Raw genomic sequence first — 14,594 nt, forward strand, 5'->3', positions numbered from 1 at the left:
TTGACGCTGCGCTGCAGGCGCGCGCGCCACCCCTGAGCAGGACTGCCTGCTAGCGCTCAGGCGCTGCCCCGGACGCCTCACCGACAGCGGCGAGCGCGCCAAGCGCAATGGCGGCGGCGTCGAATTCGAGCGCGCGGATATGCGTCACCAACAAGGCCAGCGGGGTGCCGGCCGCGGCATGCGGCGCCAGCCGGTCGGCCACGTCGAGTGCGCGCAGGTTGCCATCGGCGAGCAGCGCTGCCAGTCCGGTCAGCGCCGGCCGCCACGGGAGATCGGCGATCGCATCGCCGTCTCCGGGCAGCTGCAAGCGCAGCAGCGCCGCGTCGACCAGCGCCGGCGCCGCGCTGGCGAAGGCGGCGCCGGCGGCCAGTTCGCCGCGCGCGACGGCGCGTTCGGCGCTGGCGGCACGCGCTGCCAGCCCACGCGCGCCCAGCGTCGCCGCCAGGCCCTTGAGCGCGTGCAGGGCGGCGCCGGCGGCGCCCTGGTCGGCATCGCGCAATTGCTCGAGCAGGGGCGCGAGCGCGGCCGGCCAGTGCGCCAGCGTGCGCTGGTACAGGGCGCGGTCGTTGCCGAAGCGCGCCAGGCGCTGGCGCAGCGGCTCGTCGTCCATCTGGCCGGACGCGTCAAGGTCCGGCGCAGTGTCCGCCGCACACGTTCGCGCCGCGCCGCGGCCACTGTGCGCCAGCAGCACCGCCACCAGGGGCTCGATGTCGATCGGTTTGCCTACATGGTCGTCCATGCCGGCCGCCAGGCAGCGCGCACGGTCCGCTGCGCTGGCATTGGCCGTCATCGCAATCACCGGCAGCGCGGGTCCCAGGGTGGCACGGATCTGACGGGTTGCTTCGAGGCCGTCCATCAGCGGCATCTGCAGGTCCATCAGCACGCAGTCGGGCAGGGCGCCGCCCAGCAGGCGGGCCAGCGCCGCGCGGCCGTCGCCGGCCGCTTCGACCAGCGCGCCTTCGCCGGCGAGCAGTTCGCTGGCCACTTGCCGGTTCAGCGGGTTGTCTTCCACCAGCAGCAGGCGCATTCCGGCCAGCCGGGCGCTCTGTGGGGCGGCTGGCGGCGCCATCGCTGCGCCCGGTCCGGCCCGCGCCCGCGCCACCGCCCGCGCCAGCAGTTGCGGTGTCACCGGCTTGGTGAGGATGTCGGCAAACGGCGCGGCGCTGGCGTCGCCTTGCTGGTCGTGCAGCACCTCGCGGCCGAACGCGGTGACCATGATCACCAGCGGGGGCGCGGCGCCAAAGGCGGCGCCGATGCGCTGCGCCACGCGCAGGCCATCGTCGCGTGGCATGCGCCAGTTTATCAACACCAGCTCATAGGGGGCGCCGGCGCCGGCCGCCGCCAGCAGCAGCGCCAGGGCGGCCTCGCCACTGTCGGCCAGCGCCGCCGTCCAGCCCAGGCCATCGACCATGCGCGCCAGCGCCTGTGCGGCGTCGGCATGGTCATCGACGACGAGCACCTTGAGGGCCCGTTCGGGCAGCGGCGCGGGCGCGCCGGCCGCTTCGCCCAGCACGATGTCGAAGCTGAAGCAGCTGCCCCGGCCCAGCGCGCTGTCGAGGGTCAGCCGACCGCCCATCAGTTCGACCACGCGGCGGCAGATCACCAGGCCCAGCCCGGTGCCGCCGAAGCGGCGCGAAATCGACGCCTCGGCCTGGGTGAAGCCGTCGAAGATGCGCGACTGCTGCTCGGGACTGATGCCGATGCCGGTGTCGCTCACGCTGATGCGCAGGCTGACGCCGGCGCCGGTGCGGCCGAGCTGCTCGATGGCCACCCTGACGCTGCCCTGCTCGGTGAATTTGAGCGCGTTGCCGGCCAGGTTGATCAGCACCTGCTGCAGGCGCAGGCGGTCGCCCACCAGCGTGCGCGGCAGGCGCGGATCGATGTCGAACATCACCTCGACATCGCGCGTGCCCTGGTTGCCCGCCAGCACCGCGGCCAGATCGCGCAGCAGGGCGTCCAGTTCGAAGGGATGGGCGTCCAGGCGCAGTTTGCCGGCCTCGATTTTCGAATAGTCGAGCACGTCGTTGAGCAGCTGCAGCAGCGACAGCGCGGCCCGTTCGGCCTTGCTGACGTAGTCGAGCTGGCGGGCGTCAAGGGCGGTGCGCTGCACCAGCTGCAGCATGCCCATCACGGCATTCATCGGCGTGCGGATCTCGTGGCTCATGTTGGCCAGGAAGGTCGATTTCGCTTCGCTGGCGGCGTCGGCCTCCTCCTTGGCGCGGCGCAGCGCGTTGAGCACTTCCATGCGCTCGGTGACGTCGAAGTTGATGCCGGTCACGCGCACCGGCTGGCCGGCGCCGTCGCGCTCGATGTGGCCGCCCGCCTGCACGTAGCGCAGCTGGCCGTCCGGCCGGACGATGCGGAAGGTCTGGTCGAAACTGGTGCGGCCATCGAGGCCGTCGCGCAGGCGCGCCGCTGCCGTCGCCAGGTCATCCGGGTGGACCCGCTCTTCCCAGTGGCGGTAGCCCAGGCCGTTGCCGCGCAGGGCCGGGCACTGCTGGTACAGCGCGAACATCTGGTCGTTCCACGTGTGCTGGCCGCTCTGGATATCCCAGCTCCAGATGCCCAGTTGCGCCGCCTCGGCCGCCAGCACCAGCTGGTCGCGCATGGCGGTGAGCTGGGCGCGCTGGTGCAGCGCTTCGCTGATGTCGGTGAGGATGCAGACATAGGTCGAGCTGCTCGCGCGCATGTCGCCCACGCTCATCTGCACGGGGAACCCGGCGCCGTCGGCAAGGAAAAGCGGGGCGCCGGCCGCGCCCAGTTCCGGCAGCAGGGCCGACAGATGCAGGCCGGCGCTGGCCGCGGCGGGGTAGCCGAAGGCCTGCTCGGCGGCCGGGTTGTACGACAGGATGGCGCCACCGGCGTCGATGGTGATGATCGGCGTGGCCGCCGTTGCCAGCACCGCCTCGATGGTGGCCAGGCTGGACGCCAGGCGCGCCTCGGCCGCCTTGCGTGCGCTGATGTCGATGGCGATGCCCAGGTAGCCGTTGCAGCGGCCCGCTTCGTCGCGCATGGCGCTGACGATCAGCGAGACGGTGATGCGGCCGCCGTCGCGCCGCACATAGGTCCATTCGCGCGTTTCCGCGCCGCGCCGGCGCGCCTCGAGCGTGAAGGCGTCGAAGCCGGCCACGGGCGATCCTTCGAGCGCGCTCAGTTCGGCCGAACGCGCCGCCACTTCGCCGGCATCGTGAAACAGCAACGTGCTGGCATGGCCGACGATGGCGGCGGCGTCGTGGCCCAGCATCGCTTCGGCGCCCCGGTTGAACAGGGTGACGGTGCCGGCCAGGTCGGTGGCGACGATCGCCACTTCGGTGGCGGCATCGAGCACGCTGCCCAGCAGCAGGTTGAGGGCGCGCAGTTCCGCCGTGCGGCTGGCGACCGTGCTTTCCAGGCGCGTGTTCGCCCCCAGCACGCGCGCCTGGGCGGCCTTGCGCCCGGTGATGTCGCGCACCGTCTTGGCTGCCGCCGTCACGCTGCCGTCGGCGCCGCGCACGGGCGCCACGGCCACCCAGACGTCGATCAGGTGGCCGTCCTTGTGGCGGCGCCGGGTTTCAATGTTGCCGACCGCCTGGCCCGCGCGCAGGCGCTCGAGCACGATGCGCTCTTCACCGGCCAGCCCGGGCGGCACCAGCAGCGCGCCGACGCTGTGGCCAATCGCCTCGGCGGCGCTATAGCCGAACATGCGCTGCGCGCCCCGGTTCCAGCTGGTGATGGTGCCGTCCAGATCCTTGCCGATGATGGCGTCGAGCGAGCTGTCGACGATGGCGGCCAGCCTGGCCTGTTCGGCCTCGATCTGGCGGCGCCGGCGCCGGCTCGCCGCCGCCAGCATGGCCATCGCCGTCAGCGCGGTGCTCGCCAGCAGGCCGGCCAGCAGCACCGTGGCCGGCGCAGTGAGGTGCTGGTGCGCGGCGAAATCGGCGCCGCTGCGCACGCTCAGGCGCCAGCGCCGGCCGTAGATGTCCTGCTCGCTGCTGGCGTGGGCGGCGCCTGCCAGCGGCACGATGGTGGCGGGGGCGGCGTCGGCGCTGACGTCGGTCATCCCCGCTTCGACGCCGTCGCCGCCGCCAAGCTGGCGCTGCGTGGCAGCCAGTTCCAGCGGCGCGCAGATCCAGCCCACCAGTTCGGCGCTGCGCCGTTCCGGCGCTGGCGTGACGGCGCCCCGGTAGACCTGCAGCAGCAGCATGAACGTCATGCGCGCGCTGCCATCCGGTGCGGTCACGGCGAGCGGCGCCGTGATGCGCGCTTCGCCACTGGCCATCGCCGCCAGCGCGGCGGCGCGGCCGTGCGCCTCGGTGCCCAGGTCCAGGCCCAGCGCGGCGCGATTGCGCTCGAGTGGCTCGATCAGCTCGACGACGAAGCGCTCGCCGGTGCGCCCGCCGGGTGGCTGCCGCGCGGGGACGGGAGCGTCCGCGGCCACCCGGCGCACGAAGCCGAAGCCGCGCGCGCCGGCGAAGTCCCCGTCCAGACCGGCGCCCAGCCAGTATTGGCGAAACTGCGCCGGGGTGAGGCGCTCGGCGCCGGTCGTCAGCACCAGGCCGCGGGCGCCATTGAGGCCGTACTGGTACAGCCGCATGCGCTGGCCCAGCGCCTCGCCGGCGTCGATGGCGATGCGGCTGAGCCGCTCGTGCGCGATGCGCGCGTTCTCGTGCTGCGCAAACAGGGCGGCGGCGACGCTGGCGGCGATCCCGGCAGCCATGATCAGCCAGGCGTGCCGGTGGCGCCAGAGTCGCCGCAGGCCGTTCATGCGCCGCGGGCGGGATCGGCCGCGGCCACGCAGGCGCGGTCGCGCCCCGTTTGCTTGGCCTGGTACAGCAGCCGGTCGGCCTGGCGCAGCAAGGCGTCGGCGCCGCACGGCGCGCCGTCCCAGCGGTCGAGGCAGACCACGCCGGCGCTGGCGGTGACGATGGCGGCGCAGTCGGAGTCGCCGTGCGGCAGCGCGCGCCCGTGCAACTGGGCGCGCAGGGCGCCGGCCATGGCGGCGGCGTCGGCCAGGCCGACGCCGGGCAGGATGGCGGCGAATTCCTCGCCACCGTAGCGGGCGACGAAATCGGCCGGCCGCCGCCAGGCGCGCTGCAGGGCCCGCGCCACCTCCTGCAGGCAGGCGTCGCCGGCCAGGTGGCCATGGTGGTCGTTGTAGCGCTTGAAGAAATCGACATCGGCCATGACCAGCGTAAGCGGCGTGCCGGCGCGCCGCGCGGTGGCCACTTCGACGGTGATGCGTTGGTTGAAATAGCGGCGGTTGGGGATATCGGTCAGGCCATCCATGTAGGCCATGTGATGCAACTGCTCGGCCTGGTGTTTGAGGGACAGGTGCACCTGCACGCGCCGCCGCAAGGTCATCGGATTGAACGGCTTGGTGACGAAATCGACGGCGCCCGCTTCCCAGCAGGCCGATTCCTGCTCGCTGTCGCTGCTGGCGGTGACGAAGATGATGGGAATGTCGCAGGTGACGGGATCGGCCTTCAGGCGCGCGGCAACGTCGATGCCGGACAGGCCGGGCATCACCAGGTCCAGCAGCACCAGGCTGGGCAGGTGGCGCCGGCAGGCGTCGATGCCGCCCTGGCCGCTGGTCGCCATCAGCACTTCGTAGTCGGCGGCAAGGGTGCGGTAGACGGTCTGGATGTTGACGGCCTGGTCGTCGATGACCAGCAGGGTGTCGCGCTGGCGCGCCGTGGCGGGCAGCGCCAGCGCGCTCATGAAGCCGCCTGGCATGGGCGCCGGTGGAGGCTTGCTGTGTGTGAAACTCGGATTTGCACTGGTGCTCCGCGTGAGGGACTTCGCGGAGCAAGGGCGGGTAGCGGCACTCGACACGAAATCGGACTGGATCAATGCCATCGGGTTCAGGGACGGTAGAAGCAGCCTACGTGAGTATGTCGGTGACAACTATTGAATTTAACTATTTCGTTGCCGTTTTGCAACGTCGCCTGTTGCCCTGCTGCCGGGCGTAAAAAAGCCCGTCCGGCACGGGTGCGGGACGGGCTGCTGGCGCCTGCGCTTAGCGGCGGTTCGGGTTGTCCGGACGGGCATCGACACGGTTCGGCACGCCGTCGCCGTCGCGGTCGCCACGGGCCCAGGCACCGCGGGTCATGACCCATTTGCCGTCGCGCTCAGCCCAGGTCGGCTGGTTGTAGCGATAGCCGCGGCGTTCCTTGACCCAGCTACCCTTGTTCCAGACGTAGTGGTTGTTGCGCCACTGCCAGTGACCGTTCTGCCAGGCGTAACCGCGGCGGGCCTGTGGCGCCACTTCGTCACGCGGTGGCGGCGGTGCTTCACGGACGATGACGACGGCAGCCAGTGCCGGTGCGGTGACGGCGACGCCGGCGCCGAACGAGCCGGCGATCATGGTGGCGAGCAGGATTTTCTTGATCATGGTGTCTCTCCTTAAATAGGTGTAGTAACGTTATAAGGCGTTCTCGGCCAGGAGTATGTGCGCTGTCGCGCATTCGCCTGTAACAATTGCTACAGCAATACTTTCATACCATTTGTTTGCCGCCGCCCGCGCCGCAACAGCCTACTGCGTCACCAGGCTGGCGAAGCGGCCCAGGTCGACGTTGCCGCCGCTGACCAGGATGCCCACCCGCAGCCCCGCCACCGGCACCGCGCCGTGCAGCGCCGCTGCCGCCGCCAGGCAGCCGGTGGGCTCGACGATCATCTTCATGCGCTCGGCGAAAAATTTCATCGTCTCGACCAGTTCGGCGTCGCTGACGGTGACGATGGCATCGACGTCACGCCGGATGACGTCGAAATTGTGCGCGCCCAGGTGGGTCACCATGGCGCCGTCGGCGATGGTGTCGGGCACGGCGATGGTCACCACCGCGCCCTGCGCCAGCGACTGCTGGCCGTCGTTGCCCGCGGCCGGCTCGACGCCGATGACGCGGCAATGGGGGCTGAGCGCGCGCGCCGACAGCGCCGAGCCGGCCAGCAGGCCACCGCCGCCCAGACACACCAGCAGCACGTCGAGCGGTCCCGTGTCGGCGAACAGTTCCAGCGCCGCCGTGCCCTGGCCGCAGATGACGTCGCGGTGGTCGTACGGCGGGATCAGGGTCATGCCCCGCTCGGCGGCCAGGCGGCGGCCGATCTCCTCGCGGTTTTCCGTGTAGCGGTCGTAGACGATCACTTCGGCGCCGTAGCCGCGCGTGGCCGCCACTTTCAGGGCCGGGGCGTCGTGCGGCATGATGATGGCCGCCTTGATGCCGCTCAGGCTGGCGGCCAGGGCGATGGCCTGGGCGTGGTTGCCCGACGAGTACGTCAGCACGCCGGCGCGGCGCTGGGCGTCGGTAAAGCGCGCCAGCGCGTTGCAGGCGCCGCGAAACTTGAAGGCCCCCGTGCGCTGGAAGTTCTCGCATTTGAAAAACAGGCTGGCGTCCAGGCGGGCGTTGGCCGTGCGCGAGGTGAGCACGGGGGTGCGATGGGCGATGCCGGCGATGCGGCCGGCGGCCGCCTCGACGTCGCTGAACTGCAATGGGCTCATGGGGAAATCCGGTGGTGGCGACAGCCCACAGTATATGCCGGCAGGCAGCGCTGTTACACCACCGCCATCGTCAGCGCGATGTGCAGGCCGCCGCCATCGCGATTGCGCACGTTCAGGGTGGCGCCATGGCGCAGCACCACGCGTTCGACGATGGCCAGCCCCAGCCCGGCGCCATTGGCCTGGCCGCGCGCCGTGTCCAGGCGGGTAAACGGTTTTAATAGTTGTTCGATCTGCGCCGGCGGCACGCCGACGCCGTGATCCTCCAGTTCGATGACGGCGCGCCGTACCCCGCCGATGGCGCCGCCGATGGTGCGCACGTGGCAGGCGATGTCGATCTCGGTGTAGCTGGTGCCGGCGGTGACGCCGTAGCGGCGGGCGTTTTCGATGATGTTGTTGAACACCCGCCGCAGGTCGGTTTCATTGCCCATCACCGTGACGTCCGGTTCGATGTCGGTGCGCACCCGCAGCGAGGCGATGCGTTCGGCGGCGCGGGCGACATCGTCGAGCAGCGCGCTGATATTGACCGGCACGAAGCTGGCCGCCTCGGTCGGCTTGGCGTAGTCGAGGAACTGGCCGATGATGGCGTCCATCTGGGCGATATCGGACTGCATGCCTTCGCGCGCGTCCTGCGACAGGTGGGCCAGTTCGACTTCCAGCTGCATGCGCGTGAGCGGCGTACGCAGGTCGTGCGAAATGCCCGCCAGGATCAGCGCGCGGTCCGTCTCGACCTGCTGCAGGTCGTCGACCATCTGGTTGAAACTGCGGTTCGCTTCGATGATCTCCTGCGCCCCCTTCTCGGGCAGGGGGGCCGGGCGCTTGCCCTGGGCGATCGCGCGCGCGGCCGCCGTCAGGCGCGCCAGCGGCAGGTTGACCAGGCTGGAAATGAGCGCCGCGCCAATCAGCGACAGCACCCCCACCACGCCGGCCCAGCCCAGCCACTGCACCCCCGACATGCCGGACAGGCGCTCGCGCTCGAGCATCAGCCAGTATTCGTCGCCGTCGATATTGAAGCTGACCCAGAAGCCGGAGATGCCGTTGACGCGGCCGGAGAAGCGCGTCGTCTTGCCCAGCTTTTCCTTCACCAGCGCCTCGATTTCCGGCATCAGGGGACTGTCCGGCGCCGGTTCGATGTCGTCGGTGGGCAGCAGCGAGAAAATGCGGATGCCTTCGCTGGTGGCCAGTTCGAACAGCAGTTCGGTGCGCAGGTCGGGCGCCGAGTGGGCCAGCGCCGCGTGGGTGATGGTGACCATGGAGATGACCAGTTCGGCCGTCTGCTTGACCTGGGGGCCACGCTGGACCGTGCTGATCATGGCGATCCACGAGCCCATCGACAGCGCCGTCAACAGGCCCAGCATCAGGAAGGTGCGCCAGAACAGGCCGCTCTTGAACCAGCTCAGGCGCGGCGCACGCACGGGGGTGGCGTCGGCAGCGAGCACTAGCGCGGCTGGCCTTCAGGGATGAACACGTAGCCCAGGCCCCACACGGTCTGGATGTACAGGGGCGAGGACGGGTCCGGTTCGATCAGCTTGCGCAGCCGCGAAATCTGCACGTCCAGGCTGCGGTCGAACACCTCGTATTCGCGTCCGCGCGCCAGTTCCATCAGCTTTTCGCGCGACAGCGGCTGGCGCGCATGGCGGGCGAATACTTTCAGGACCGAGAACTCGCCCGTGGTCAACGGCACCGTCTCGCCGCTTTTCTTCAGGGTGCGGGTGCCCAGGTCGAGCACGAAGTGGCCGAACTCGAACGTTTGCGGGGTTTCCGACGGCGCGCCGGGAATTTCGTCCGGGCCCTTGCGGCGCAGCACGGCGCCGATGCGGGCCACCAGTTCGCGCGGGTTGAACGGCTTGGGCAGGTAGTCGTCGGCGCCCATTTCCAGGCCGACGATGCGGTCGACGTCTTCGCCTTTGGCGGTGAGCATGATGATCGGCGTCTTGTCGCCCGCCCCGCGCAGGCGGCGGCAGATCGACAGGCCGTCCTCGCCGGGCAGCATGAGGTCGAGCACGAGCAGGTCGTAGCGCTCGCGCAGCCACAATTTGTTCATGGCGGTGGCGCTTTCGGCGGTGACGACGGCAAAACCCTGTTCGGTCAGATAGCGCCGCAGCAGGTCGCGCAGGCGGACGTCGTCGTCCACTACCATAATCTTGGCTGAGTGACCACTGCCACCGGCCGCCGTTGTATTGTTGCCCGAATTTGAAGATTGAATCATGGTCATGAGCTTGCCATATTTGTCTTAGGGATGTCGCTATGGTAACGTCTTATCGCCGTGCAAGCAGCGTTGCTTTTGGGTCATTACATTGTGTTACAAACTTTACCCAATCCGCCTTATGCCTGGAATCGAATCCCCCTACACTTGGGCCATAACGCAATTTTAGCTTATCTGGTATTACGGCACCGCGGAAGAGGGACACTATGATGATCGCGTCGACTGACATTATTACAGCACGAGTGGGCCGCGCCGGCACGCGCGCCGTGCTGCGCGCGCTGGTCGTCGGGACGCTGCTGGGCGCGGCGGCCGTGTCGGCCGCGGCCGCCGGCGTCGGTGAGCGTGACCGTGATCAGCGCGACCAGCGCGAAGGACGCGAGCAGCGTGATCCGCGTGATCAGCGCGAGCGTGCGCAACCGCCGCAGCAACAACCGCAGCAGCAAGCGGCGCCGCAGTTGGCGCCGCGCGAAATGCCCCAGCAGCGCGAAGCGCGCCAGTTCGACACGCGTGCCTACGACATGCGCCTGGAAGAAGCGCGCCGTCAGCAGGCCCAGCAGCAGCAGGACACCGGCGCCCGCCGCGGCGGCCGCCTCACCCCCGACGAGCGGCGCGAACTGCGCCGCCAGATCAACGAGGCGGGCACGGAGCTGTACCCAAACACCCCGCGCCGCTGAGCCTGGCGCTTGCCACGGCCGGCCGGCGGGCGGCTCACTGCCGCGCCCCCTCCTGGTCCGCCCCATCTGTTGTAAAAGCAACAAATATATGCATGCCGCAGCACTTGACGGTGCCGTTGCGTGCGCCCGCGTGTTACGCTACCGAAAATTAACCTAGGCCAAACTAACTAGCTATTTAACAAGTTTCGTGGTTCGGAGCGTCACTGTGTCGACTGTATCCCCCGCTTCAACTTCGCAGTATCCGCCCATTGGCGGGCTCGACGCGCTTGGCCTCGAGCACTGTATTTACCGGCGCGATGACGGCGTGTACGCCGACCCGACGGCGCTGGGCCAGGCCTTCCTAGCCGCGTTCGAGCATGTCATGCGCGGCAATTTCTACTTTCCCGGCCTCGACTATGGCTTGCTGCAACAGGCCCTGTACGGCATCGGTCCGGCCTTGCCGCAGCATGTCGACGGTGCTTCCATGCTGCGCCTGGCGCGCACTGTCAGCCCCTTCGATCTGACCCGCAAGGCCTTGTACAAGGCCGTCAAAGTGGCCAATGGCCAGGCCGAGTACAGTTTCGAGGCCCCCGCCGCGGGCGAGCCGGTCGTCGCGCTCGATATCGACGAATTCATCGCCGACATGTGGAGCAAGGGGATACGCTCCGGTCTCGACATCGACGCCATCGGCGAGGGCATTGCCGGCATGGCGGCCCATCGCAGCGCCTTCGTCACGGTGGCGCGCCGCACCGCGCCGCAGGCGGGCGAGGATGCCCGCATCATCGAAGTGTCGCAGGAGATCCACCGCAGCGACGCCCCGCGCCAGCTGGCCAACGGCAAGCTCGACCTGATGGCCTTCCAGAACCGCTTCCCGCAGATCAAGGCTGGCGTGCGCCTGCTGCAGAAGGTTCACGCCAGGGCCGGCGTCGCCGGTGTCGAGGTGTCGGGTGCGCGCATTGCCGCGCCGCCGCCCGCCGACGTCGACCTGGCGGCGATGGTGGGCGACGGCACCGGCGTCGTCGTCGACGCCGACGGCGAATTTTTGGTGGCCCTGCGTACCGGCTATCTCGATGTCGACCCCGCCAGCGGCAAAATCTCGATCGGCGACAAGATCATCAGCCGCGACGGCGTCTCCTCGCGCACCACCGGCAACCTGCAACTGACGGGCGACTACGAAGAGTTCGGCGAGGTGCAGGAAAAGCGCGTCATCGAAGGAGAAGGCATCACCATCCACGGCGACGTGTATGGCCATGTGATTTCGCGCGGCGGCGCGATTGTCCTGAACCGCAACCTGGTCGGCGGCGCCGCCATCAACGCCAACGGCGCCATCCGCATTGTCGGCATGGCCTCGAACGCGCTGATCCAGTCGCGCCAGGGCGACGTCATCATCGCCCGCGCCGACCACTGCATCATCTCCGGCGCCCGCGTGAAAGTCGAGCATGCCGTCAACTGCGAGATCATCGGCGACGAGGTGCGGGTCGGTCATGCCGAAGGTTGTGCCATCGCCGCCCGCCGCGTCATCGCCGAGCGGGTGGGGCCGCGCAAGCAAAGCGAGATGCTGGTGTTCGCGCTGCGCCCCGACAGCGGCGAGATCGACAAGGTGATCGGCCTGATGCGCGCGCGCGTCGAGCAGTTCGCCGCCGTCGCCGCCAGCCGCAAGGCCGAGATGGACGCCATGACGGGCCAGCCCGAGGTGCGCAAGTACGTCATGCTGGCCTCCAGAATCCGCAAGAAGGAATTGACCCTGACGGCCGAACAGCTGCCGCAGTTTCAGAAGATGGCGCTGGCGGTGGGCCCGGCCCTGAAGGCCATCGCCAAGGTGTCGCTCGAGGTGAAAGCGGCCGACACCGAGCGCGAGGCCGGTCAGGCGCTGGTCGACCAGCTCGGCGAGCAGCGCCGCAGTTGCGAAAGCGCGGCGCAGGTGGAGATCAGCGCGGTCGATGGCGACACCATCGTACGCACGATGAAATACGATCCCAACGGCGGCGCGCCGCACGACGCCACGGCCAAGGACATCAAGGCCAGGTTGCGCGGCAGCGGGGCGGGCGGGGCGCTGATTTTTGTCGGCGCCACGGGCACGGTGGCGTGGAGCAGTTGAAATCAGTCGCGCACTTTGCCGCGCAGCGCCTTGGTGGCGCCGCTGCGGGTCTTTGATTCAAGCCGGCGGCGCTGCGAGCCGTAGGTGGGCTTGGTGGCGCGCCGCGCCAGCGGCGCCTGGGCCACGCTGTCGACAAGTTCCTGCAGGCGGCGCAAGCCGTCGGCCTTGTTCTGCTCCAGGCTGCGCGACTGCTGCGCCTTGAGCACCACCACGCCGTCGCGGGTGATGCGGCTGTCGGCCAGCGCCAGCAGGCGCTCCTTGACAGGCTGCGGCAGCGACGAAGCGGCCACCGCGAAGCGCAGGTGCACGGCGCACGATACCTTGTTGACGTTCTGCCCGCCCGGACCCTGGGCGCGGATGGCCGAGAAGTCCACTTCGGCCGGATCGATGGCCAGGCTGGTCATGCTTACGGCGCGCCGGTGGCGGGCGCCGGCAGCGCATCGTCGAGCGCGGCCAGCATCCGGTAGGCCTGGCCCGCATACGGGGGCAGGCTGCCGAACAGCGCCGGATCGTTGAACAGGGCGCGCTCGTGTTCGACCAGGATGCGCAGCTTGCCCAGGTAGTCGGTGACGGTGAGCAGGCGGCCCAGCGGCGAAATGAGCGCGCCCTTCTTCATGCCGCCCTGCTCGGCGATGGCCAGCGTGACCGAGTCGGGGAAGCTCCACTCGCGGCCGATGGCGCAGGTCAGGCTGCGGGTCTGGCGCAGCAGCTCGGCGCAGAACAGCTCCGAGCCCAGGCTGCGGTCGTCCTTGGCGATCTGGTCCATCACGCGCAGGGCGACAATCAGGCCCACGTGCTGCACCAGCCCGGCCAGGAAGGCTTCGAAGGGATCGATGCCCAGCGCTTCGGCCAGCTGGCGGTTGGCCACCGCCACCCGCTCGGACTGATCCCAGATACGCGGTGCCAGGCGGCGCGTGTAGTGCCCCGAGTGCATGTCGATGATGGGGCGGAAGGCGACACTGGTGATCAGGTGGCGCAAGCCCTCCTGGCCGATCAGCATGACAGCGTGCTCGACGCTGGTAATCTGGCTGCCGGTGCCGATCAGCGAGCTGTTGGCCATGCGGATCACGGCCGCCACCAGCACCACGTCGGCGGAAATGGTACGCGCCAGCTGGGTGCCGGAAAAATTATCGCTGCGCAGGCTTTGCAGCAGTTGCGGCAGCATGCCCGGCATGCGCCGCACCAGCGCCGCGCCCGACTGCTGGGCGCCGATGATGGCGGCGAGGGCATCGAGCACCTGCACTTCCAGTTCGCTGGTGTCGAAGGCGGCTTCGCCGACGGTGTCGAACAGCCAGTGGTTGTAGAGGTGGCTAACGCGGTCCTGCTGGTCGAACGAGACGGCGGCGCGGGGCGCGCCGCGCGGCGCCGGATCGGCCGCCACCGCGGCAGCGGCAGCGGCAGCAGCGGCAGGTGCAGCCGCGTCCGCGCCCATGGGCGGTGCTGGCGGCGCGAGCGGCCGCGCGGCCGCGCCCGGAGACGCTGAGAACAGGCGCTGCAGCCACTGAAACATCGTTATCCTTTAGAGTACGTCATGTTATCGACGGAATATCGTTCCCGCATTGTAAAGCCTTCCCGAGACGGCGCAAGGCAATGGCTTGTGGAAACTTTGATCGCCCTCAACTTGCCCTGGCGGGCAGCGACTACGATGGGAGGTTGCTGCAGCGGTGCTTTTTTTCCGGAGGAAGGTCTGCCATGTCGAAATCGAACGTCGCCCCAAGCCGTATGCAATACCTGAGTTTCCAGCTTGGCGGGCTGGAATATGGTCTCGACTTCAGCAAGGTCAAGGAGTGCCGCGTTCTCAAGTCGCTCGAGCGCTTCGCCTCCGAGGGCGAGATCATCAGCGGGGTCGCCGTCTCGCGCGGCGTCATCATGCCCATCGTCGACATGCGCGTGGCCGTGGCCGGCAGCGCCCCGGTGGCGCCGCCCCTGACCGATGTCATCATCCTGCAATTGTCGAACTGCGTGATGGGCATGGTGGTCGATGGCGTCACCGACGTGGTGTGGCTCGACGCCACGCAGATCCAGGCCATTCCCGGCGCGGGCGCGGTCGAATATCTGCTGGGACTGGGCGAATGCGACGGTCGGCGCCTGATCCTGGTCGATATCGACCGCCTGATGTCGATCCGCCGGGTGGGCGGCAAGGGCGCGGTGCAGGCTGCCTGAGCTGCC

Annotated in this window: 11 protein-coding genes; 3 read left to right on the forward strand and 8 right to left on the reverse strand. The window is 69.3% G+C overall.

Annotation, left to right across the window (positions count from 1 at the left end; all coding sequences use genetic code 11):
* Positions 1–49: 49 nt before the first annotated feature.
* From ACP7EY_RS10490 to ompR, 6 genes are all read right to left on the reverse strand, one after another.
* A complete protein-coding gene (locus tag ACP7EY_RS10490; protein ID WP_426193198.1) occupies positions 50–4,744 on the reverse strand; it encodes a PAS domain S-box protein in 4,695 nt (1,564 codons plus the stop codon).
* Positions 4,741–5,697 carry a GGDEF domain-containing response regulator gene (locus ACP7EY_RS10495; RefSeq protein WP_426193201.1) on the reverse strand — a complete coding sequence of 319 codons (957 nt, stop codon included), beginning with the start codon at positions 5,695–5,697 and terminating at the stop codon, positions 4,741–4,743. The genes ACP7EY_RS10490 and ACP7EY_RS10495 overlap by 4 nt, the downstream gene beginning before the upstream one ends.
* A 298-nt stretch (positions 5,698–5,995) precedes the next feature.
* Positions 5,996–6,370: a YXWGXW repeat-containing protein gene (locus ACP7EY_RS10500; protein WP_426193203.1), complete on the reverse strand. Its 375-nt coding sequence runs from the start codon at positions 6,368–6,370 to the stop codon at positions 5,996–5,998.
* 141 nt (positions 6,371–6,511) lie between these two features.
* Positions 6,512–7,471 carry a threo-3-hydroxy-L-aspartate ammonia-lyase gene (locus tag ACP7EY_RS10505; RefSeq protein WP_426193205.1) on the reverse strand — a complete coding sequence of 320 codons (960 nt, stop codon included), beginning with the start codon at positions 7,469–7,471 and terminating at the stop codon, positions 6,512–6,514.
* Positions 7,472–7,524: 53 nt separating this feature from the next.
* Positions 7,525–8,907 carry an ATP-binding protein gene (locus tag ACP7EY_RS10510; protein ID WP_426193207.1) on the reverse strand — a complete coding sequence of 461 codons (1,383 nt, stop codon included), beginning with the start codon at positions 8,905–8,907 and terminating at the stop codon, positions 7,525–7,527.
* Positions 8,907–9,608: a two-component system response regulator OmpR gene (gene ompR, locus ACP7EY_RS10515; RefSeq protein WP_426193209.1), complete on the reverse strand. Its 702-nt coding sequence runs from the start codon at positions 9,606–9,608 to the stop codon at positions 8,907–8,909. The genes ACP7EY_RS10510 and ompR overlap by 1 nt, the downstream gene beginning before the upstream one ends.
* Positions 9,609–9,883: 275 nt before the next feature.
* Between ompR and ACP7EY_RS10520 the strand changes: the two genes are divergently transcribed.
* Positions 9,884–10,348: a hypothetical protein gene (locus ACP7EY_RS10520; protein ID WP_426193211.1), complete on the forward strand. Its 465-nt coding sequence runs from the start codon at positions 9,884–9,886 to the stop codon at positions 10,346–10,348.
* A gap of 205 nt (positions 10,349–10,553) precedes the next feature.
* Positions 10,554–12,425 (forward strand): flagellar assembly protein A, encoded by a 1,872-nt coding sequence (locus tag ACP7EY_RS10525; RefSeq protein ID WP_426193213.1) that lies wholly within the window; start codon positions 10,554–10,556, stop codon positions 12,423–12,425.
* Positions 12,426–12,427: 2 nt separating this feature from the next.
* Here ACP7EY_RS10525 and arfB read toward each other — a convergent pair whose 3' ends face one another.
* Both arfB and ACP7EY_RS10535 read right to left on the reverse strand, forming a co-directional pair.
* Positions 12,428–12,829 carry an alternative ribosome rescue aminoacyl-tRNA hydrolase ArfB gene (arfB, locus tag ACP7EY_RS10530; protein WP_426193215.1) on the reverse strand — a complete coding sequence of 134 codons (402 nt, stop codon included), beginning with the start codon at positions 12,827–12,829 and terminating at the stop codon, positions 12,428–12,430.
* Between the two features lie 2 nt (positions 12,830–12,831).
* Entirely contained in the window at positions 12,832–13,935 is a 1,104-nt protein-coding gene (locus tag ACP7EY_RS10535; protein WP_426193217.1) for an HDOD domain-containing protein, read from the reverse strand.
* A gap of 182 nt (positions 13,936–14,117) precedes the next feature.
* On the opposite strand from ACP7EY_RS10535, the gene ACP7EY_RS10540 reads away from it, so the two are divergent.
* The gene (locus ACP7EY_RS10540; protein WP_426193219.1) at positions 14,118–14,588 is read left to right on the forward strand and encodes a chemotaxis protein CheW; all 471 of its coding nucleotides are present in this window, start codon (positions 14,118–14,120) and stop codon (positions 14,586–14,588) included.
* Positions 14,589–14,594: the final 6 nt, after the last annotated feature.

The sequence above is a fragment of the Massilia sp. DWR3-1-1 genome (assembly GCF_049898325.1).
GTDB lineage: Bacteria > Pseudomonadota > Gammaproteobacteria > Burkholderiales > Burkholderiaceae_D > JAFCUW01.

Bases quoted from the DNA above. Each gene is read 5' to 3' on its own strand.
- ACP7EY_RS10490 (WP_426193198.1), bottom strand. From the start codon at position 4,744: ATGAACGGCCTGCGGCGACTCTGGCGCCACCGGCACGCCTGGCTGATC.
- ACP7EY_RS10495 (WP_426193201.1), bottom strand. From the start codon at position 5,697: ATGAGCGCGCTGGCGCTGCCCGCCACGGCGCGCCAGCGCGACACCCTG.
- ACP7EY_RS10500 (WP_426193203.1), bottom strand. From the start codon at position 6,370: ATGATCAAGAAAATCCTGCTCGCCACCATGATCGCCGGCTCGTTCGGC.
- ACP7EY_RS10505 (WP_426193205.1), bottom strand. From the start codon at position 7,471: ATGAGCCCATTGCAGTTCAGCGACGTCGAGGCGGCCGCCGGCCGCATC.
- ompR (WP_426193209.1), bottom strand. From the start codon at position 9,608: ATGGTAGTGGACGACGACGTCCGCCTGCGCGACCTGCTGCGGCGCTAT.
- ACP7EY_RS10520 (WP_426193211.1), top strand. From the start codon at position 9,884: ATGATCGCGTCGACTGACATTATTACAGCACGAGTGGGCCGCGCCGGC.
- arfB (WP_426193215.1), bottom strand. From the start codon at position 12,829: ATGACCAGCCTGGCCATCGATCCGGCCGAAGTGGACTTCTCGGCCATC.
- ACP7EY_RS10535 (WP_426193217.1), bottom strand. From the start codon at position 13,935: ATGTTTCAGTGGCTGCAGCGCCTGTTCTCAGCGTCTCCGGGCGCGGCC.
- ACP7EY_RS10540 (WP_426193219.1), top strand. From the start codon at position 14,118: ATGTCGAAATCGAACGTCGCCCCAAGCCGTATGCAATACCTGAGTTTC.